Annotated in this window: 13 protein-coding genes; 2 read left to right on the top strand and 11 right to left on the bottom strand. The window is 52.1% G+C overall.

What is annotated here, in order from left to right:
- Positions 1-285: 285 nt before the first annotated feature.
- From GmarT_RS08700 to GmarT_RS08690, 3 genes are all read right to left on the bottom strand, one after another.
- Positions 286-1,470 (bottom strand): sialidase family protein, encoded by a 1,185-nt coding sequence (locus GmarT_RS08700; RefSeq protein ID WP_052301222.1) that lies wholly within the window; start codon positions 1,468-1,470, stop codon positions 286-288.
- A gap of 250 nt (positions 1,471-1,720) precedes the next feature.
- Entirely contained in the window at positions 1,721-3,520 is a 1,800-nt protein-coding gene (locus GmarT_RS08695) for a cation:proton antiporter (RefSeq protein WP_002644788.1), read from the bottom strand.
- Positions 3,521-3,697: 177 nt separating this feature from the next.
- The gene (locus tag GmarT_RS08690; RefSeq protein ID WP_149302547.1) at positions 3,698-5,473 is read right to left on the bottom strand and encodes a glycoside hydrolase family protein; all 1,776 of its coding nucleotides are present in this window, start codon (positions 5,471-5,473) and stop codon (positions 3,698-3,700) included.
- Between the two features lie 384 nt (positions 5,474-5,857).
- Between GmarT_RS08690 and cls the strand changes: the two genes are divergently transcribed.
- Complete coding sequence (gene cls / locus GmarT_RS08685; RefSeq protein ID WP_002644790.1) at positions 5,858-7,297, top strand: cardiolipin synthase; 1,440 nt, start codon at positions 5,858-5,860, stop codon at positions 7,295-7,297.
- Positions 7,298-7,319: 22 nt separating this feature from the next.
- On the opposite strand, the gene GmarT_RS08680 is transcribed toward cls, so the two are convergent.
- From GmarT_RS08680 to GmarT_RS08670, 3 genes are all read right to left on the bottom strand, one after another.
- A complete protein-coding gene (locus tag GmarT_RS08680; protein WP_002644791.1) occupies positions 7,320-8,744 on the bottom strand; it encodes a DUF1501 domain-containing protein in 1,425 nt (474 codons plus the stop codon).
- Positions 8,745-8,746: 2 nt separating this feature from the next.
- The gene (locus GmarT_RS08675) at positions 8,747-10,984 is read right to left on the bottom strand and encodes a hypothetical protein (protein ID WP_002644792.1); all 2,238 of its coding nucleotides are present in this window, start codon (positions 10,982-10,984) and stop codon (positions 8,747-8,749) included.
- A gap of 90 nt (positions 10,985-11,074) precedes the next feature.
- Positions 11,075-13,321, bottom strand: coding sequence for a DUF1549 and DUF1553 domain-containing protein (locus GmarT_RS08670; protein ID WP_002644793.1), 2,247 nt, complete (start codon positions 13,319-13,321; stop codon positions 11,075-11,077).
- Positions 13,322-13,635: 314 nt separating this feature from the next.
- Between GmarT_RS08670 and GmarT_RS08665 the strand changes: the two genes are divergently transcribed.
- Positions 13,636-14,505 (top strand): class I SAM-dependent methyltransferase, encoded by an 870-nt coding sequence (locus tag GmarT_RS08665; RefSeq protein ID WP_002644794.1) that lies wholly within the window; start codon positions 13,636-13,638, stop codon positions 14,503-14,505.
- A 25-nt stretch (positions 14,506-14,530) separates the two neighbouring features.
- Here GmarT_RS08665 and GmarT_RS08660 read toward each other — a convergent pair whose 3' ends face one another.
- From GmarT_RS08660 to GmarT_RS08640, 5 genes are all read right to left on the bottom strand, one after another.
- A complete protein-coding gene (locus tag GmarT_RS08660) occupies positions 14,531-15,634 on the bottom strand; it encodes a type III polyketide synthase (protein WP_002644795.1) in 1,104 nt (367 codons plus the stop codon).
- Positions 15,635-15,663: 29 nt separating this feature from the next.
- Positions 15,664-16,827 carry an NAD(P)/FAD-dependent oxidoreductase gene (locus GmarT_RS08655; protein WP_002644796.1) on the bottom strand — a complete coding sequence of 388 codons (1,164 nt, stop codon included), beginning with the start codon at positions 16,825-16,827 and terminating at the stop codon, positions 15,664-15,666.
- Positions 16,824-17,588, bottom strand: a complete 765-nt coding sequence (locus GmarT_RS08650; RefSeq protein WP_002644797.1) for a methyltransferase domain-containing protein — start codon at positions 17,586-17,588, stop codon at positions 16,824-16,826. The genes GmarT_RS08655 and GmarT_RS08650 overlap by 4 nt, the downstream gene beginning before the upstream one ends.
- 121 nt (positions 17,589-17,709) lie before the next feature.
- Positions 17,710-19,149: a DUF1501 domain-containing protein gene (locus GmarT_RS08645; RefSeq protein WP_044236718.1), complete on the bottom strand. Its 1,440-nt coding sequence runs from the start codon at positions 19,147-19,149 to the stop codon at positions 17,710-17,712.
- Between the two features lie 90 nt (positions 19,150-19,239).
- Positions 19,240-22,383: a PSD1 and planctomycete cytochrome C domain-containing protein gene (locus GmarT_RS08640; RefSeq protein WP_002644799.1), complete on the bottom strand. Its 3,144-nt coding sequence runs from the start codon at positions 22,381-22,383 to the stop codon at positions 19,240-19,242.
- Positions 22,384-22,555: the final 172 nt, after the last annotated feature.

Here is a 22,555-nt window from a genome sequence, read left to right as displayed (position 1 = left end):
ACAGATCCGGCAATCTGAGTGATATTTTCAGTAAGAGATCGAAAATAATTTGGCCTCACTGCATAGCGATGCCGCCTGGGCTGAGTCCAGTTTTCCTGTTGCGATTCCGGGGCAATTTGGACTGAGTATAAAATATCGAGAGACGCGATGGTGAAGTGTGACGTGATCCAGGTCGACGACTTTTTTTTCAGGCAATGATTCTGAAGTCGTATTACAGAAGAGTGAGTCATATCCGGATCAACAAGCTGCAACAGCTGGAATGCCAGACTTCCTCAGCAGGCATCATCAGGCATAAAACTGCTGGACCTGATAAATTCGCAGTGTAATTTCAGAGTCACGTTTCCAGCGGGTCGAGCGCGAGTAATACGCGATGAATGCCTCATCATTCACAAACGTGATGGAAGGGTAAGCCGCATCAAAAGCGGGTCGCGCATCAATGTCCTTAAAATGCCCCCAGGTTTTACCGTCGTCCTGAGAAATCGCAGCGCTCAAGGGTGTGCGAGGCCAGTTGGTGGGGGAAGCCACATTATTCCACAATAACAGCAGATCCCCAGTCGAGGGAATGCGTTTTACGATCGCCGGTGATTCGGGGGACGGTAGTTTCGTGGGCTCAGGACGGGACCAGTGTGCACCACCATCGTCTGAAAAACTCTGATAGAGCCGTTGATTGGTATTCCTCAGAAAACAGAGCAGGCGTCCCTCTTTCAATTCCACGATTGCCGGTTCATGACAACCGCGCCCTGGTGCCGTCATGCTGTTCGCGCTCCGTTTCCACGTGCGAAAACCATCATCGGAATAAAACACGAACGAATGCAGGTCGCCCCCTTTATAAGAAGTTCCCCCCACATACTGTTTCGCATAGGGACCGTGCGCAGGAATCAGGATGCGACCAGTACTCAAACGCAAAGCATGGTCGGCATTGCAGCAGTACCAGCCGGGTTCAGAAATCTGCTGCTGCTCGCTCCACGTCTTTCCATTATCGGTAGACCGGCGCAGAAAAACGTTTCGCTGATTTTCGTCGTCCCAGCCCACGTAGGAAAACAGGATTTCCTGTTCGGACAGACGAATCAGGTTCGGATGTTTGACATTCTGCTTCCAGCGATTGGGCTGCAGCACCCGATGCTCTCCCCAGCTGCGCCCCTGGTCGGTTGAGATCATCGAGGAGATCTGGCAGGCAACGTGGTCGCTGATTCCCGAATGGCCTTTCCTGGTCGCAGGTCGCGGTGACTGACTGTAGTACTCCGACCAGACCAGCAGCAGCCTCTGCTCATCCAGGGGAAAAATCTGTTGATGATCGTGGCGGGGATGTTCCGGCCGCCAGGGACAGACAATCTGATCATGAACGGGCTTAAGCAGACGACGGTTCTCACCAATTGACTCCCCTTTCGCAGGCAATTGCTTTTGAGACAGGAGGCCTGTCAGCGTCGTCGCCATTGAAGATGTTAAAAAATCGCGTCGTCGTATCGTCATGATTGCAGGATTCCCTTACAGAGGATGTTCGAGAAAGAGCCTCGATTGTAGCAGGGGAATTTTGAGAGGTCGAGCAGGTTTTGTGCATGACAAAGATTTGACGTGCTCTCTCCTCACTCAACAGGAAATTCACGACAAAGACCTGCAGCAGATGTGTACATGCTTCTGCTCTGTAATGCCTGCAGATCAACCGGTAAATCATAGAAACCCTGACTCGGGTGACTGAAATCACTCAGGAGAGACGCCTGCTTTAAGCTTCCTGTTTGACCGCCAGCGCCATGATTTTCCATCCGGCTTTGGGTACAAAATCGGGCTCGGCGGTAAAGACATGTACGACTGCGTTTGCGTCGATCGAAAACAGGGAAACGCGCAGCGTTCCCTGCTGTTCCAGATAGTCTTCGTAGGTGAATTCTTGCGTCAGCTGGGTGGTTTTCATCTCCGCCCCGTGTTGCAGCATTTGTTCGAGATCCTGAAAGGTGACAGAATCACCAAACAGAACGCGTCCACTATATTTGAATGCTGCCTTCGTTTCTTCAGTGCCAGCGGTAGGCTGTGCATTGCGAATCGTAAAAATACTCGAAGGGGCAAACTCCAGTCGGTAATATTGCGCCGCCAGCGCATTCAATTCGACCTGTGGTGACATCGCCAGTAGATTTCCGATCCCCATCAGGTTCAAATTGCGTTCTGCATGCTCCGAAACCGGATTCCCCCAGTAAGCGGCCAGTCCTTTCAGCTTGGCCTCCGTTACTGACGACCAGTTCTGATCCGTCATGAGTGTATGAATACCATTTTTCTTTAATTCCTCGGCAATGATCTGTGCAACGGCATTAGCCCCCACGATCAGGAAGCCTTTGCTTTCCGGTTCAGCAACTTTGAGAAATCGTGCCAGAGGACCGGCTGTCGCACTTTGCAGCAGGACTGTCCCGATGATGACGATAAAGGTTAAAGGCACCATACGTGATGCATCCTGATACCCGAGATATTCCAGGCGAATCGCGAACAGTGCAGAGATGGCAGCAGCCACGATCCCGCGTGGAGCAATCCAGGACAGCAGATGCCGTTCATTCATTGTCAATTTGGATCCTACAGCACAAAGATGCACGCTCAAAGGACGGATCACAAATTGAATCACGGCAAAGACGGCCAGAGCGGGCCAGCCCAGATCGATAAACGCATTCAGGTTCATCCGGGCGGCCAGGATGATGAACAGCATGGAGATCAGCAGGATACTCAGGCTTTCCTTAAAGTCCAGAATATCGTCCAGATCGAGCCCTTTACTGTTGGCCAACCAGATCCCCATGATCGTCACCGACAGCAGTCCCGATTCGGCTTCAAAGACATTGGAAACGGCAAACACCACGCAGACCAGCGCCAATGCAGAGATATTATGCAGATAGTGAGGGATCCAGTATTTCTTTAAGAGAAAGCCGAACAGGAAGCCTCCTGCTGCTCCCAATATCATGCCGATCAGGATCATCTTCCCAAACACCAGCAGGCCCGCGGTAAAACCACCTTCGACTCCCCCGGATACAATAAATTCGAATACCAGCACAGCCAGGATGGCTCCGAGGGGATCAATCAGAATACCTTCCCACTGTAGAATACTGGCCACATTTTCTTTCGGACGAACGGTCCGCAGGAGAGGCATAATCACCGTCGGCCCGGTCACGACCATGAGCGCTCCAAACAGAAAGGAGACACTCCAGGAGAAGTCCAGCAGCGTTCGGGTGGCCAGTGTCGTAATCATCCAGGTGATGAATGCCCCGATCGTAATCAGATTCCGGATCACCCGTTCCAGCCCGGGAATATTCTGAATCTTTAACGTCAGGCTTCCCTCAAACAGAATCACGGCGACCGCCAGTGAGACAAAGGGAAACAACAGTTCTCCGAACAACTGATCCGGGTTGAGCCACTGGGTGACCGGTCCAGCGACAATACCGGCAGTCAACAGAAAAATAATCGCGGGAAATTTGACACGCCAGGCAACCCACTGGCACAGCATGCCTGCAAGCAGGATAAAGGACAGGGAAAGGATTGCGTGTTCATTCATGAAATTTCCAGCTGATCTATTTTAAGTCGGCTCAATTGACGTCAGCCGGTTATTTCGTCTGTTTAATACTTTTGTGGTCCGGTCTTCTGCAGATCGGTGGGACAAAACGGTGAAGTGTAAAACGACTGCAGTGCCGTTCTGCCAGAATCATTACAAGCGTGACTCAAAATGCAAGTGTCAATTATTCTGATCTGGCTCGATACTCACTGCGGTCCCGATTCCGGTTCTCCCATAACCATTCCCACAGTAAAACAGTCGGAACTGCTTTCCCTCCCTAATCACAGAGGGGTATTCCACCATCTGACTCTCCCAGCCGGAACCGGTTGGGGTAAGTTGCAGGTTATCCCCCGAATGCGCACCGCGGGTCCAATAGATCCCATCATCTGATTCTGCATAGCAGATACAATAATACCCCCAGCGGGAACCAATCGCGGAATACCACATCTGAAAGCTGCCATCGTCACGCTGCAGGACTACGGGGCCAGCGACACCTACGTTTTCATAATCCCGCTGGGGATCACGCAGCATGATTGCCCCCCGCTTATCCCAGTGGATACCATCTTCGGAAACAGCCAGACAGATTGTTTTCTGCTGATTGAGCAGGTGAGCCTTACCCGTAGTAGGACAGCCCGTGTAATAAAAACGCCATTCTGTCGTACCATCACTTCGCTCTACCTTCAGCACCGAACCTCCGGCAACGCCGATCGCATCAGGACTGCCCGGTTCTCCACTCCGTGGCAGGACCGGTTGATGACTGAAACGGGACCAGTTTTTACCGTCCACACTGGTCGCTACACCAATCCCGGGAAACGAGCTGAGTCCCGTCCCCTGCCCGCTGTTTCCTGTGTAATACAAATGCCAGCGGTCATCCGCCATTCGAATCGCATGAGGCAGAACACACCAGCGTGCATCAAAGCTTCCCGACATGCCTTTCTCAAATAAAGGATCACCCCGCTTCCACTCTGTGATGGCGTCCACATTTGCAGTCGCCATCCCGATCCGATGCTGACTGTGATCATCACCGCCAGCATAGAACAAATGATACTGGTCATTTTGTCTTACTACCCAGGGATTCATACAACGTGTCGAATCGAAGTTTCCCGCAGCCCGTGGGGGAAGAATGGGATTTTGTGCTTCGCGTTTCCATTGAATCCGATCGCGTAGCTCACTGAATTCGGCGGAATGCGTCAGCCTGAGTTTGACAACCTCTTTCGAACGTCGGATGATGCCAAAGCAGGTTCCAATATCGCTCTGATCCCAGGCAATTCCCTGCCCGGCGATGGGGGCAGATAACGTTTCCACATGCTCCAGAATTCCAGGAGTGTCTGGTATCCTCAGTACATAGACCTCTCCATGATCGTGACCTGTCGCATAGAGCAGCCCATTGGGTCCAAACGCTCCTCCCGAATTACTGTTGGGCAAAAACCGTTTTACGACGGAATCGGGAAATGTCCACTCTGCTTCCGGCTGCCAGTTTTCGTCATAGCGTACTATCCGGGTCTTGCGGACATTTTCGATCTGACCATAAAAAGCATAGCAGACCCACCATTTGCCTCCCCGATGATCGACCCAGTTGATGGCTCCTGCCGTCTCCGGAAATGTCAGTGTTTCCAGATGTTCCAGAGACTCCGGTTTGAAGACCTCAATCGTATTCTTCAGCGGGTTCTGAGGCCAGTTAGAATGGGCACAATACAGTTTCCCGCCCGTTACAATCCCGCTATTCAAATGACGAATGTGGGAGTCTTTCGGGCCCGTCCATTTTGTGAGCTGTTTCCCACTGGTTTTATCATAACGGGCCACTTCCCGACTCGAGATGGTGTAGAACGACGTTTCGTCAACCGCGACAGCCTGATGCGCCTCGGGAGCTTTCAATCGATTTAGTTCCCGAAAGCCGCGTTCCGGTTTCTGAGCCGCTTGTGTTGATGCGATCTGGCTGAAAAAAATGAAAGTCATCACCCAGCAACATCGTATTGGAAATTTTTTCAAGAGGACTTCCGCCTGATCAAAGTGACAATAAAGGTAAATAAGCTCCACTTTGATTTCACACTGGTCTTCTCCAGCAAAAATCAAACGCTCCACAATTTAAATATGATATCCAGCATTTCAGCAATTGTCTAAGTTCAGCTGCCGTGAACCCGCAAACATCTCTCATTCATGTAAAATCAAGTAAACCTCATCGTATCGACAGACAGTTACAAAGCGCCCCTGATTCAATTCTGATCAGAAGAAGGCCTGTCTTGAACTCATACCGACAATGCGGTAAGTTGACCCTTTCCAGACCAGGTTCTTCCAGATTCGATTACGCTGGACTCGATCCGCTTTTGCAGGGAACAATTAATGGACGTCGCTACGATCGCGGTGCTGATTCACGTTTCGATTGAAATCCTGGTCATCATGCGCGTGATATTAAGACCGCATCGTCAACCGACATCGCGGCTGGCATGGATCGTTGTTGTCGTCACGCTGCCTGTGCTGGGTATTCTCGCCTACCTGCTGCTGGGGGAAGTCAATATCGGACGTCGACGCGTCGCCCGTATGCAGAAAGTATTCGAACGCCTGCCGAAATTAAGCTGCAAGACCTGCCCTGAAGAAGATTTTCATACGCAGATTCCCGATAAATATGACCATCTCTTTCGAGTCGGGTGTTCCATCAGTGGCTATTCACCCGTGGGAGGGAACACTGCGCAACTGATGGCGGATTCCAACGCCACCATTGACCGGATGGTCGAAGATATTGACTCAGCACAGGAACACGTTCACCTGATGTTCTATATCTGGTTACCTGATCATAACGGCTGTAAAATAATCGACGCCTTGAAACGCGCGGCTGCCCGTGGTGTCCAATGCCGTGCCATGGCTGATGATCTGGGTTCCCGGATACTGATTAAGTCTGCCTACTGGAATGAATTGAAAGCAGCGGGAGTACAAACCGCAGTCGCATTGCCCATTGGAAACCCCCTGCTCCGTCCCTTTGTGGGACGCATCGATTTGCGCAATCACCGTAAAATTGTGGTCATTGATCACAGTATCACTTATTGCGGCAGCCAGAACTGTGCCGACCCGGAGTTTCGCGTCAAAGCAAAATATGCCCCCTGGGTCGATGCGGTGATGCGCTTTCAAGGACCGGTGGCGCGACAGAACCAGCATCTGTTTATCAGTGACTGGATGACACAGGTCGACGAAGATCTGTCATCACTTTTAGAAACTCCCATCACTCCCAGCGAGACAGGATTCCCGGCACAGGTCGTTGGTACCGGCCCCACCGTTCGCTTTTCCGCGATGCCTGAGATGTTTGAATCGCTGATTCATTCTGCCCGTCACGAACTGGTGATTACAACACCGTATTATGTACCGAGTGAATCGATGCAGGATGCACTTTGCGCCACCGCCTACCGGGGCGTTGATACGAAAATCATATTCCCGGCCCGCAATGACTCCCGGATCGTCGGCGCTGCCAGCCACAGCTATTATGAAGAGCTGCTGGAAGCAGGTGTGAAAATCTATGAATACGAAGGGGGGCTGCTGCATACCAAATCGCTGACGCTGGACGGCGAAGTCACATTAATCGGCTCCGCAAACATGGATCGTCGCAGCTTTGACCTTAACTACGAAAACAACATCCTGTTCTATGACTCTGCATTGACAGAAAAAGTCCGCGAGCGTCAGCAGCAATATCTGGCGTCTTCAAAAGAAGTCACTGCTGAATCCGTTGCCGCCTGGAGTATAGCACGCCGCTTCTGGAATAATACCATCGCCATGCTGGGACCTGTTCTGTAATCAGCGTGAAGCGTGAGCAGCGTTAACCCATCAGTTCCGGAATTGGTTTGCCCTGATCGGCAATGATTGGTGTCGGACGGCCGTTGAAGTCTTCGATGAAGACACTGGACGAATCAATTCCCAGATGATGATAAATGGTCGCCAGGAAATCCCCCGCGCCACAGATTCGTTCAATCGAATCTTCGCCCAGCTTGTCACTCGCACCGATAAAGCGACCGGTCTCGATACCGCCACCGGCCCAGATATTAGAAAATGCACGTGGCCAGTGATCTCGGCCCGGCTGTTTAGTGCCGGCAGGTGCACTCGCATTGCCTGCGCCGGTACTGGGCTGGTAATTGACCTTCGGAGTCCGCCCGAATTCACCGGTGACCACCACCAGCACTCGTTCATCCAGTCCACGGTCGTAAATATCTTCAATCAAAGCAGAGACAGCCTGATCGTATGCCTGTGAACGGAACCGCATGGCGTCGAAGACATGGTGGTTAACGGCATGATCGTCCCAGTTTGACACGCGGCCACAAAGCGGACCACTCAGGCTGGTCGAAATCACATCCACGCCTGCTTCCACCAGACGCCGCGCCATCAGCAACTGCTGTCCCCAACTGTTGCGGCCGTAACGATCACGGGTGCGATCATCTTCCTGGCTCAAATCAAAAGCATCTTTCGCCTTGGGGTTCGTCAACAGAGTCATGGCCTGGGTTTCAAATTCGTCCAGCGCCTGCAGTTCCCCCGCCTGATCAAACGATCGTTCCAGGGTGTCAAGTTTTTGACGCAGAGTCGCCCGACGATCGAGCTGTTTGACTTCAGCCTGGTTCGATAACCCGATATTGGGAACCGTGAAATTTGGTTTGTTGGGATCTCCTGAAACGGTAAAGGGACCATAGGCATCCCCCAGATAAGCCCCTCCCACACGCTGCGAAGAAAAGTTGATTCCCACGTAGGGCGGCAGCGGGTTTTTGCGTGGTCCTTCTTTAGAACGCAGATAATTCGTGACAGACATCCAGTCAGGATATTTGGGAATTTCCTTATCGCGACGATCCGTATCCCCCGTCAACATTCGCAGCGTACCCGCTGGATGCCCGGGGCTGTCGTGACGCATGGAACGCAGAACGGTAAACTTATCTGCAATTTTTGCCTGCATCGGCAGCAGTTCTGTAAAATTCATCCCCGGCACTTTGGTCGGGATCATGCCGAAAGGCCCGCGATACTCAATCGGCGCAGCGGGCTTGGGATCGTAAGTATCAATATGTGAACAACCACCCGGTTGCCAGACCATAATGACAGCCGTCTTTTTCTTTTGATTGGGCAGAGGATTCGCTGCCTGCAATCGCAGAATGCCGGGAAGACTGAGTGAAGCAAAACCAGCCAGGCCCATTTTGAGAAACCCACGCCGCGTTTCAGGACCCGGACATGGATGAACTGTCGATGCGTGAAAAGGATCTGTCATCACTATTTTGCCTTCTTAGCTGGGTTGACTCGAATGGTAATCGGCTTGGAAAAGATAATATCGACAATGTCTTTGGGCTTGGCTTTTGCGGTCGCCTGCTTTAACTGTTTATCGGCTTTTGCCACTGCAGCCTGTGCTGTTTTTGCTTTTGCAGCCGCTTCTTTTGCAGCAGCATCACCCTTTTTCTGCAATTCCTCTGCTTCCGCTGCCAGGGCAGTCGCTTCCTGTTGCGCCTGTTTCAGTTCTGTTTCAGCCAGGGCAACAGCATTCGGGTTTTCTCGATATTTCACCACCGCATAGCCTCCGAAAGCAATATTGTATTCTCCCGGAGGGGTTTTCAAGGTTGCCAGATCCAGAACTGCTTCAGAGGCATCCTCTTTTAAAGGAGCATCAAAGACTTTATTCCTATCAAAGCCTTCTCCATATGTCTTTAAAGTAATATTGGCACCCGAGAATTCACTGCGGCGAACATGCTTGAGCGGAATGGTCAGCTTTTCACCGGCTGTCACTTCCCAGACTTTCTCTTCTGCAGAAGCAATCGTGATCGGTGCCTGTTCCGACGTACTTACGGAAACAGGTACATCAGCCATCAAACGCGGACTGGGTACTTCACTCCAGGCATTTTTCACCGGCCACTGCATGGATGCCAGAGTACAGGGTCGCGTCACGACCTGGTCATTGATGGTCGCCCGTCCGAAGAATTTCGCACTGGTTAAACCACGGGGAGCTCCTTCTGCTGCAGTAATCAGCATCGTGCCCCGTGACTTTCCTTTACCGATCTTCAGTCCGGTTGCAGTAACTCCCTCTGGCAGGTTTTCCATAAACAATTCAATTTCTCCGTCAAAACCATCACGTCTGACCACAACCACTTCGAGAGGCATCGTGGCTCCCCCCCGCAGGGCAATGGGTTTGGACAGGGCATTCCGGTCACCGTTCCGCAGGTTCATATGCAGAGCCCAACCGACCAGCGCAAAATCGGGAGCCGCTTTGCGGATGATCAGTCGATAAATATTTTTTGCATCATTGCGTGTCCCGCCAAACAGATCCCGGATCTGCAGATGATGCACTCCATCCTGCTTAATCTCGACTTTCCCGATAATATCTGAGGAGCCGGCATTATAAGGAGGGCCATTGTAAGAATATCCATTGCTGGAAACCTTCACCGGACTGGGAATGTCGCTCAGTTCAACCAGATCCGTAACTTTGACTTCGGAACCGGATCCACTGACATGCTGCACGACAATGGAAGGATCGGTCGGGCGGCCCAGGCGCTCCGAAGCAACTTCGACCCACCAGACTTCACCTTTTTTAGCGGTAAACTCAAATGTATCAACGTCTGCAGCGGGAAAGAAACTGCCACTGATATCGCAAGGCAGAGTAATTTTTTGTGCTTTCGCACGTGCATTATTCGGTTCTACTTCCGGCTTGAGCATTTCATTTGTGAGCCCTGCGGGTGGCCAGGAGAACGCGCTGACCTTTTTAATGGATGGCATCCGGGGCACAAACTCATCCCGGGCCACGTTCTTGACTGCGAGTCGATAAAAATGATAAGGACCGCCATCATAGGTCAAACCGTGCACCTTAATCACGTATTTCCCTGTTTCAGGAACTTTAAAATCAAGCATCCCTCCGCGACGTTCTACAACCAGGTCCATGCCACGCTCATCGGCAATGATCACCACCGGATTGAGTTTGGAGTCGATGCCTTTCGCGGCGCAGTCAACAATCACCCGTTGATCCTTACCGGCTTCGAAAGTGTAGTAATCGATTTTCTGGCGAGACATCACTGCATTGCAGATCGAATTCAGTTCGAGTTTCTTTGCCGTTTCCAGTGTGGTATTTGCGGCGGTCTGTGAAGCTTCAGGCAGGCGTCCAACATTAAACGCTCGACTGGAAGAAACACCGAGGCGCGTCATGACGCGTGCTTCGTGAACTCCAACGGGACAGTCTTTGCCGATGGTCACAGTATATTTGTTGGGAACCGGCAGGCCGTCTTTTCCCAGTGTTGGGGTGGCAGTAATATCCGGGTGTGAGAAGCTGAGTTCATCGGCATCATCGATATCTTCACCGGTGATCGTCAGTTCAAAGGTGGTCCCGACCTGACCGCCCATCGGCATGGTCGTCAATAACCGGGGTGCAGGCAGACAGACCAGTTGTGCCTGTGCTGTCGCTGAAACCAGACAACTCACTGCCAGGCAGACCCCCATCACAAGTGAGAACTGCAATCGAATGTATTTCATGTTTCCCGGCCTCTACTGTATTGGTTTCGAACTCGATGATAGTGAGAGATACTGCTTCAGAGCAGGATGACTATTATGCGCCACCATTCATTAATGATTAAACAAAAACTCTTTCGTATTCATCAGGGCCCAGATCAGGTCCTGATAATCTTTGGAAGTCGGCGTTTTCTTTGCATCCGGTTTTGCCTTTGCATCAGCAGCCGGTGTCGTCAGAAACTGCACTGCAGTCTGTAATTCTTCAGGCTGAGGCCTGCGTGCAAACGCAATCAGATACAACGCATTCACTTTTTCTTCTACAGTCTTATCTTTCATTTTGGCTAATTCAGCAGCCCGCCCGTTAGCCGTGGCCAGTTTGGACTTCATCTCCGAGGAGTTAATCAGATGCAGACTCTGCGCCAGACTGGATGATTGCACCCGCTCGCATTCACAGACGCTGGCACTGTTGGGACGGCCAAAGACCTTCAGGAAAGCCGAAGCGTTGGTATAGCTGTTATCGGGCAAGGCAATCGCACGCGTTCCCGGTGGTAAATTGGCAAACGCCGTGGTCGAACCAGCCAGTTGATCGACCGAGTCCAGCAGCACTTCCGCCTGCAGACGACGCGGATAGAATCGCGAATAATTCTGGCGATCCTGCAAATTGTATTCGTTCGGCATCGAACTCAGTTGATAGGTATGCGACTGAGTAATCAGCTTGATCAGTTGCTTCAGATCAAAGCCTGACTGGATGAAATGTTCTTCCAATGCAGCCATCAGTTCCGGATTGGAAGGGGGATTCGTATCCCGGATATCATCTTCCGGCTCAATCAGAGCCCGCTTGAAAAAATGTTTCCAGTAGCGGTTCACCAGCGCTTTGGCAAAAAAGGGATTGTCTTTGGAACTCATCCAGTTGCCTAAACGCAGACGGGGGTCTTCATCGGGAGAAATCTCGCCGATATCATCGCCCAACGCCACCGGCTTGAGCATCTCGCCCGATTTCACATTCTTTGCCTGTGCGATACCGCGTTTATGAAATATCAGGTCTTCTCCCTGAGTCCCGGTCGGCTTACGACCAATCTGAGAGAAAAATGCGGACAGACTGTAATAATCGTCCTGACTCCAGCGTTCAAAGGGATGATGATGGCATTGAGCACATTGCATCCGCACTCCCAGAAACAGCTGGGCAATATCTTCCAGTTGATCCTTGGGATCTTTGACGCGTTTGTACCAGGCAACAGGCGGATTGCTCACGACGGTTCCGGTTGCTCCCAGCAGTTCGCGAACCAGTTGATCATAGGGGACATTCGCCAGCAGACTGTCTCGAATCCAGGCATGGAATGCGAAGTTAGAAGTGATATCGTTGGCTGCATCGCGGCGGTTCTTCAGCAGCGGCGTCCACTTGGAGGCAAAGTAGTCTGCATAGTTGGGACTCCGCAGCAGACGTTCCACAACTTCATCCCGTTTTTTGGGATCCTTACTCGCCAGAAACGTTTCGGTTTCTTCCTGTGTCGGAAAACGACCACAAATATCAAGGGTCACGCGACGCAAGAAAGTCTGATCATCACAGACCGGTGATGGGGGAATTCCCAACTCTTTCAAGTTGGCAAACACATGACGGTCTATCATGTTCTTTTCGGAGGGTACTTCCTGAATCGGTGCTCCCAGAGGAATTGCCGCTGTGAAGACCGCAATCTTACCCTGGTAGCGAACCATCACAGCCACTTTTCCCGGGATATCATGAACTTTGACAACCCCTTCCTCGGTTGCTTCTGCCATCGAGTTGATATTCGACTCATACAAGGCCACCTCAGTGACGTCGCGGATACTTCCATCCGAATATTTTGCGATCGCCTTCAGCTGTTGCGTCTCACCCATATTCACCACGCCACGTTCCGGCTGAACTTCCACTGATTCCAGCGTCGGTTCTTTTCCGGTTGAATAGCGGGCACCTTCTTCAATCCAGCGGCGGATTACCCGATAACCTTCAGAATCCTTAGGCAGACGGATTCCGCCCCCGTGTGGATTTTCATTTGATGCTTTGGTGAGCAGCAGGCTTTTGGATGGAACCGAAGGAAACAGACGACGCCCCTGCGCTTCCTTGACCAGACTTTCATAGTCATCCAGCGGCTCAAATCCCAGCAGGGACAGCTGAAAACCATTCTGCCCTCCTCCTGCTTTGGCATGGCAGACCCCCATGTTGCACCCTGCCTTGGTCAATACAGGCACCACATCATTGACGAAACTGACCGGGGTGTTTTTTTCTTCCGCGTTAGTAACGCCTGCAAAACAGCTCAGAAGAATCACAACCGGGAGGCAGAAAACGAACAGACGTCTCGAAGCAGTGTTATGCAATGTGTTCATGTCGATTCTGATTGAGGTGGGAAGGTTTCATGGGGGGCATACTAAAATAGCGCTATCTCTATATATAATATATATAAAAGCATACAGATGCGAATCTCGAATGTCAATAAATAAGTTTCATTTAGCAGACTGATATATATTCATAAACCCACTATAGAAAATTAGTTAAGCAATGAATTTATGTTATTGCCACGACCCTTGATCTCATTTGAAAATGAGCAGGGCAGCAGAATATTATTTGCACATGAGAATCTAATCGATAACATATCCAGTTATGAAACAACGTTTTTGTTAAACCACTTGAGCCTGACCTCATGATCAGTTGCCCGACTGTCCAAAAGGAAGTCATTCGCAGTCATTACAATCTGACAACGCTGTTTTATCGCCTGCTCTGGGGACGCCACATTCATCATGGTTTGTGGGCAGAGCCTGATGCCCCGTCAACCAGTCAGATTGATTATGGAAAATCTTCTGCCGTCGCCCAGCAACAGTTAACCGAAACACTCGCGGAACTGCTGGGGGTCCAGCCTGATGCAGATCTGCTGGATGTCGGCTGTGGTATGGGGGGCTCGTCAATACATCTGGCCAAGACCTTCGGCTGCCAGGTGACCGGTATCACTCTCAGCCCGGTTCAGCGCCGCTGGGCTGCGCTGGAAGCACACTGGCGGGGTCAGCGGCAGCGGACACAATTCCTCTGTCAGGATGCGGAAACAGCTGATTTTCCAGATGCATCTTTTGACTACGTCTGGAGTATTGAATGTACAGAGCACCTGTTTGATAAGCGGGCCTTTTTCAACAAGGCAGCCAGCTGGTTGCGACCTGGTGGCAGTATGGCGATCTGTGCGTGGCTGGCGGGTGATCAACTGGAAACAGAAGAAGCGCGACAGCAGGTTTACGATGTCTGTGAAGGTTTTTTCTGCCCTTCCCTGGGAAACGCCACAGACTATCAGTCCTGGATGGAAAATGCCGGGCTGGAATTCGAGGCGTATCACAACTGGACGAATCGCGTCGCGCCGACCTGGGAAATCTGCCGGCAGCGCGTTCAAAAAACCGGCGTCCGCTGGCTGGCACGACTTATCGATCGAAACACGGTCCTGTTTCTGGACCGTTTCGAGACCATTTTGCAAGCCTATGAAACGGGGGCAATGCAGTATGGATGCTTTATTGCCCGCAAGCCGCTGTAAATACGGTTGTGCTGTCGGTCCGGCATTATTTCACCAGAGCCGCTTCAATCGTCAGACCGGGACCAAAGCCCAGCATCACACAGGGACGCGCTGTCCGAGTTGCCTGCAAACGCTGCAAAATAAAGAGCACCGTTGGTGACGACATGTTTCCAAACTCGGCAAGGATCGCGCGGGAAGGTACCAGTTTTTCTTCGTCAAACCCGACTGCTTCTGACACCGCAGTCAGTATCCTTGGGCCGCCTGGATGAATGGCCCAGCTCCGGATTTCTTCAATACTCGTTCCCTGTCCGGCCAGCCAGTTCTCCAGCCAGGGGCGTAACCGGGACTTGATCAGATCCGGTATCAGTGGAGACAGTGTCATTTCAAATCCGTGGTCTCCAATCCGCCAGCTCATCATCTCTTCCGAATCCGGGACAACCGTCGAACCGGAGGCAACTAATTTCCAATGATCGCTGGAACTGCTTTGTGACTGTTTCCCCACAACAGCGGCAGCGCCGTCTGCAAACAGGGCGTTGGCCACAATTTTATCAGGACACCAGCCATACTGCTGATGCAGACTGCAAAGCTCAACCGCACAGACGACCACACAGGCCTCCGGATCGTTATCGGTAAATGACTTCGCCACACGCAGACCGTTCAATGCGCCATGGCATCCCATAAAACCGATGTGTGTCCGCGAAACATCAGGAGAAAAACCAGGCTGCTTCAACACCTGCAGATCAAAACCCGGGGCACTGAATCCACTGCAGGAAACGGTCACCAGTTGAGTCACTTCGGCGGGATTGACATTCGCTGAGTCCAATGCTTCTCGCACAGCAGTGATTGCCAGCTCAGCCGCATGTTTCTCATATTCCTGCATGCGTGTCGATGTCGCAGGTCCCAGATCAACGGGAGAATCGGCGGGCTGATAAAACGTCTGTCTGACCGCTTCCTCACCCGAACTGTTTTCCAGAACAACGCTGTGTCGTGTTTTCACTCCCGCCCTGCGATAGAGTACAGGCAGCAGACGTCGCTGCTGTTCTGTTGATTCGGCATGACACGAAAGCGACTGCGCGTGAACAGCTGCCTCCGACTGCTGAATCGAATGCTCTGGATTTGTGGTACCAATTCCCAATATTTCAAAACTCATAAATACTCTTTAATTACTGTCATAATTTTTCAATGATTCAAGCGGGCGACAATCGGCCGGGCCATTCCGGGAAACAGGTGAAACAGTCGCAGTCCCCAACCCACAGCGGCAGGAGAACGCAATAACCGCGCCAGCCAGCGGCACCAGAACAAACGCCCCTCCGTCAATGCATAGTGGGCCTTTAACCATTTTTGTTCCAGCGCGGAATCCCAATGGCGTAATCCTTGCGGCACCAGTTGCGCGACAGCCATTCCTTCCGTGATCGCATTCGCCATCCCTTCTCCGGTAAACGGTTCCAGATAGCCGGCCGCATCTCCCAGTATAAACAACCGGTTACCCACCGGTCGCAGAGTTTTACGGGTGACGGGCAATGTTCCCTTAAAATTGCTCTCGGTCATTTCAGGCAACAAGGGAGATTCAGAGGCTCTCAGGATCTGCAATACCGCGTCTGCAGGCCCGGCACACTGTTTCATAAAATCCCGGTCAATGGCAGCAGCCAGATTCAGGAGATCTCCCTCAACACGCACCAGTCCCACATATCCGGATTTGTGTATCGCCATGTGAATCAAACCAGCCGGATAGGATGACTGATTTTTGACAACAAACGCAGCACCGACGCCTATTCGAGAATCAGAGGCAACCTGCATGTCAAACCCCGCACAATTCTGCAGACTGGGATGCCCCAGCCCATCTGCTGCCAGCACAATTTTGGCAGACACTGAACCGGCTGTGTGTCCCTGAAAATTGAGTTCCACTGTTCGGGAAGATCGTTTTTCTGCACTGTCGACAATTGTCGCGGAAGTCTCCTGAAGATACGCAGCACCTGCATCGATCGCTGACTGAACCAGAAGTGTGTCGAAGACTTCGCGAGAAATCGCCAGTCCTCCCGGTAAAGATACGGCTGCTTTTCGTCCCTGGTATTGCATGCGAAACTGAGTTAACGGCACAGCCCCCGCAGATTCCAGTAACTGTCCCAGACCGATCTGTTGCAAGGCATTGATCGCCCGCTGATTCAGACAGCAGCCACAGACTTTGTAGCGGGGAAATGTTTTACGTTCGATCAACAGTGTCCGCAACTTCTGTAGTGCCAGCTGACGGGCTGCCACCGCTCCCGCCGGCCCCGCGCCAATCACGATGACATCCCAACTTTGCCCGCAGGCAGTTTCCCGGTTCAGAGAACTGGTCAGAGTCATTTCCGACTCCACTTCAGTAACCAGCGTTGAGGCCAGTGACGCGTGACCTGAAATCCACTCAAGCCGGCCTGTCTCGCCAGTTCGGTAATTTCATTCACCGTAAACGCACCCGCGACCGAAAGCGGGCCATCCGCATGCACCACTGGTGAACGAGTCAATAAACGACAGGCAGTCCACGCCAGACAATAACCGGCGCGCGACCGGCATAAATCATTCACCAGTATCAGTTCTCTGCTCGACTCTGCCATGATTTTGAGAAGCTGCTGAGCAGGCTCCTCATCGAGATGATGCAGGAATAACGAGCACATGACCACGTCATATTGTTTATCCAGCGATTGTGTGAGCACGTCGCATTCAAAAAAACGCACCTGCTCCAGTCCCCGGGCTGCGGCCTGCTGAGTGGCGTAGCTGATAGCGAAAGGGCTGATATCACAGCCATCAATCTCAACAGGAATTCCCGCGCGTTCTGCGCGGGCAGCAATACTCAGCGCGACATCTCCGCCACCACTGGCAATATCCAGTATCTGCAAAGGTTTCCCAGCGCGACGTCGGGCTGATTCCAGAACGGCCGGCCATACGATGGCATCACTGCGACTCCACCAGTTGATGCGTCCCAGCCCCGCCAGGGCGCGACCATGCTCGCCTGCAGACAAACCGGGCTGATCCATCAATTCCGGTTCTCGCTGTCGGATTTTGAAATTCATATCTAAGTCGATTCGAGTCGCTCCATCACTTCCTCCGGGCCCCTGCTGTGTGAGCATCACTCCAGGCAACCAGAAGATCAATGACTTTAAAACCAGGGGTACTACAAACGGACCTGTCCCCACCAGACCGCATACAGTTTATCAGGTACAACGCGCAGACAGTACTGATCACATCCAACTACGACAAAATGTCCGAAACAATCCGCGCGGGACGACCATTGGTAATAATCTGTTCCTGGCCATTGTGGTGATAGAGCAGTTGCTGATAATCGAGACCAAACAACCGCATGATGGTAGCCTGGAAGTCGTTGGGGGTCACCACATTTTCGACCGCCTTATGCCCGAACTCATCGGTTTTCCCAAAGGTCATCCCCCCTTTGATTCCGCCACCGGCCAACCAGATACTGAAACCCTGGCCGTTATGGTCGCGGCCTGCACTCTTGGCATCACCATGGTTCTGCGTCACAGGCAATCGCCCGATTTCACCTCCCCAGTGTACCAGCGTCGAATCCAGCATGCCCCGCTGTTTCAGGTCTTTTACCAAGGCAGCGGACGGTTGATCTGTCCGATGACAAATGGCCGGCAGTCCGGTTGAAATATTGCTGTGATTGTCCCAGGGTTGACCTCCAAGGAACAGTTGTACGAATCGCACCCCGCGTTCCACCAGGCGGCGGGCGATCAGGCACCTGGTTCCGTATTCTTTTGTTTTGGGATCATCCAGACCATACATCTCCTGCGTCGCTTTGGTTTCCTGAGAGAGATCCAATGCTTCGCGGGCAGAGGTCTGCATCCGCGCTGCCAGTTCATAGCTGGAGATTCGCGCTTCCAGATCCGATTCGTGCGGATGCTGCTCGTAATGTCGCTTATTGAGTGTCTGCAACAGTTCCAGATTCTGCTGCTGCAGAGAGCCCTGCAGATGTGCCGGCGCATCCAGATTCAGAATTCGTGGCTCCCTGGGTCGCAACACGGTCCCTTGAAACAATGACGGCATAAATCCGTTTGACCAGTTTGTGACGCCGTCCACGGGCAATCCCCCCGGATCGGTCAACACCATATAAGCCGGCAGATTTTGAGATTCTGAACCTAATCCATACACCAGCCAGGACCCCAGATTAGGACGCCCCAGCACTCCGGGAATCCCGCCATGAAAATATCGGATCGAGACTTCGTGACCATTGGCGCCGGTATGCATCGAACGAACCACACAGATGTCGTCCACGATTTCTGCCAGGTGAGGCAGTAGTTCCGAAAGTTCGGTCCCACATTCCCCATGTTTCTGAAATTTCCACGGACTCCCCAGCAGTTTTTTACTGGCCTGCTGCACGAAGCTGTATTGGATATCGCCTTTAAAATCGGTCCCGCTATATTTGGTCAACTCCGGCTTGGGATCGGTCAGATCCATATGCGCCGGACCGCCATGTTGAAACAGCGAGATCATGGCTTTGGCCTGCGGTGCAAACTGGGCAGCTTTAGGAGTCAGATCGAAATGAGGCTGCTTGATGGGAATATTCTTGGGACGCGCCAGGAGTTGATCCTGTTGAAGCAGCCAGGCCAGCGCAACAGTCCCAATTCCCATTGCGTTTTCTGCTAAAAACTGTCGTCTGCTAAATTGTGTCATCTGTTAAATACCAGAAAGAAGGAACTCGAATGCTTTCGAGAATGGGCATCAGTCAAACCGCACATCACATGTAATATTAATCGACTAATATTAATCGACATATAAGAATTCATTGGAACTCATCAATGCCTGGCACAAATTCGTAATGACCTGTCTGCCGGGCGTGACGTCTTTGGGAAGCTGTTCCGGGTGCTGTTGCAGATAAACCATCTGGTTGTTGATAAAACGGGTCACCAGCAGCAGTTCGTCCGGCGTCGGTTGACGACAGAGAGCCAGTTCAAATGCATAAGCGGCCTGGGCAGGCAGACTTTTCTGCTCTGGTTCCGGTCCCCGAAACTCAGCGGCTGAATCCCACTTCTGCACTCCCCCCTGCTCGTTTTTCAGCGACAACTTAACACCCCAGGAGAAGGAATCGAAGCCGACATCGTTCTGTTTACAATCCGTAATAAAATCGATCGTATCCCCCTGTTGAACGGCGAGTGAACTGACGGTTGTATCGACTGACTGATTCTTACCAGCCCACTGGCCAGCGAGACCGGATCGACTGGAAAGTACCAGTGCCCGCACGCCATTCCCGTGCTCACTGCCATGCTGTAATTTTCCGCTGACTGACAAAGTCCCCGATACAGGCGCTGTCCAGCGACGGATGGCAACATACTGACTGGCAGGGTGACCGCCTCCCGCATTCAACGTCACCCAGCCCAGAGCAGGATCCGGAAGCTGGGGACCGCCCTGCCAGCTGGAACCGGTCCAATGCGGAAGCGCAGTAAAAGTAAGCTGCGGCGCTGTCGATTCATCCAGTTTACCATAACCGTAACTCCACACCGGCCTGGCAGTTGGTGGCAGTTCAGGCAGTGATGCCAGCAGATCGGGTTTGAGTTCGGGTGCTTCCCGCGACAGACGTTCTGCCAGCTTCGCAGATTGAGAAAGGATAAAACTGCCGTTCATCAGCATCAGGGACTGCGTGGCGACAGTCGAACTGGAACGCCGCTCACAGTTGATCTCCATTACCGGCGCATCAAAGGTCTGCAGCATTCCCACCGGCTGACTGCGGCGGGCCTGAATATACAGACTGCGACGAAGCTGATCGCCGGAGACCACAACCTGACCGAAGTCGTCCTCTTTTATTCCTACCGGGGCACCAAACAGCTGTGGATCGAGTACACCGGAAACGGCCAGCATCCGATCCCGCAGCGTTTCCGCCTCGAGACGGACAATGGGTTTCCGCCAGTAGTAATTATTTTCCGGGTCGATGGATTCCTTACTCGGATCAGAGGCACCTGCCTGGCGGTACGCGGTCGACAGCATGATCGTTCGATGCAGTTGCTTGAGATCCCATCCCTGCTGCATGAATTCTGAAGCCAGCCAGTCGAGTAATTCCGGATGCGTGGGAGTCGAACCCAGCTTGCCGAATTCCCCCGGCGTGCTGACAATCGCCCGGCCAAAGTGATGTAACCAGATCCGGTTTACCAGCACACGTGCGACCAGCGGATGTTCTCCGTTCGTCAGCCAGCGAGCGAAGGCCAGACGTCGTCCGGACGTAGGCAGAGTATCGTCATTCACCGGGAATTTCCTGCGTTCCCCTTCTGGTGCGACCACTGTCAATCCTGCAGGCTCAACCACCTGTTTGGGTTGACGGTAATCACCACGATAAAACAGCTTTGTGACGGGTAGATGATTAGCAGGCTCTACGGCCACGCGCAAAAACTCTTCTACCGGTTTTTTACTTCTGATGTCGGCAATCTGTTTATCAAATTCCTTCAATTCTTCTGCAGCTTTAGGCAGATACTGATACAACACGCCCGGTGAAATATTCACGCTCGGGTTTTTCTTAAGCAGTTCTTTCTGCTCAGGAGTTCTTTTATCCGCGGCTGTCTGGTAAGCCGCTTTGAGCTGATCCCGCAAAGGCTGCTCATATTTCTTCAGCTCCGTCTCCAGGGCTTCCGCCATATACGCTGCCTGCTTTTCACTTTTCTTAGCAACGACTTTCTGAACTTCGGCTTCAATTTCAGCTGCTTTCGCCCGATCAGCGGCTGTGTAAAGTGAAACTTGCCGTTGTGGTGGTGTCTGCCACTTCTGCCAGTCAAACGCCGGTTCAAAGATGGCCCGCATCGCGAAGTAATCCGATTGCGGAATCGGGTCATAGCGGTGGTCGTGGCATTGTGCACAAGCGACACTGACCCCCATCAAAGAACTGCTGACAATTTTCATTGTATCCGCAATCACCTGATTGCGGGCTTCAGGTGTATTACTGCCACTCCCCGTACCATCGGCGGCCATGCGTAAAAAACCGGTCGCCGTCAGCAGTGCAATCTGTTTTTCCGTCAGATCGCCTTCACGCTTTCCGGCTAATTCATCCCCGGCAAGCTGTTCCTGGATGAATTGATCGAAAGGTTTATTGGCATTCAGAGATCGAATTACATAGTCGCGGTACTTCCAGGCCCAGGGTCGCACCACATCATTGACCGTATAACCTTCGGAGTCTGCATAGCCGGCGACATCCAGCCAGTGACGCGCCCAGCGTTCGCCATAGTGAGGCGACTGTAACAGTTCATCCAGATAAGTTTCATACCAGCCGACCGACTGATCAGCCATGACTCGGCGAATCTGTTCGGGACTGGGAGGCAGGCCCAGCAGATCGAAACTGGCGCGCTTGATCTGTGTCAGTTTTTCGGCGTCGGGAGAAAATGCCAGCCCTTCCGGCATTGCTTTTAAAAGTAAAGCATCGATGGGCGAACGCACTCCCTGACGGCTTTTCAATTCCTCTGAAACCGCTGGCCTCTTTACAGGCTGGAACGCCCAGTAGGCCCGTTCTTCGGGTGTGATTCCCAATCCTGGTTCAATGGTATCTGGTTCCGGTCGAGCCGTTTTCGCTCCTGCGGTGATCCAGCGTTTCAGCGTTTCGATCTGATCCTGAGGCACCCGTGCCTCGCCAGGTGGCATATCGCCACTTTCAATGCGTTCAATCAGATAACTCTCATCCGGTTTCCCTGGAATGATCGCTTCACCCGATTCTCCCCCTTTGGTCATGAAACGGACCAGACGTAAATCGAGGCCCCCCTGCATTTCTTCAACGGCGCCGTGGCAGTCAAAACAATGGGCGCGGAAGATCGGGCGAATATGCTCTTCGTAAGTTAATTTTTCCGGCTTTACTTCCTCAGCAGAAATACCTGCGCGCAACACACAGGAACTCATAAGTAACATCAAACTGAATCGTTTGAACAGGGTCGCCATACAGGACTCCATAAGAAGTAAATTTGACGGATCTCAGTACAGGTATCGTAAATCACTCCTTAATAACATTCAAGGATTTAGATATTTGGATATATATTGTCCGTTCTCTTCTATTTTCGCAGGCAGACTCAGTTTGACAAACCTCCAAATCCAGTTTTACCAATGATTTGAG

The sequence above is a fragment of the Gimesia maris genome (assembly GCF_008298035.1).
Taxonomy (GTDB): Bacteria; Planctomycetota; Planctomycetia; order Planctomycetales; family Planctomycetaceae; genus Gimesia; species Gimesia maris.
This window is presented reverse-complemented; position numbering and strand designations above follow the sequence as displayed.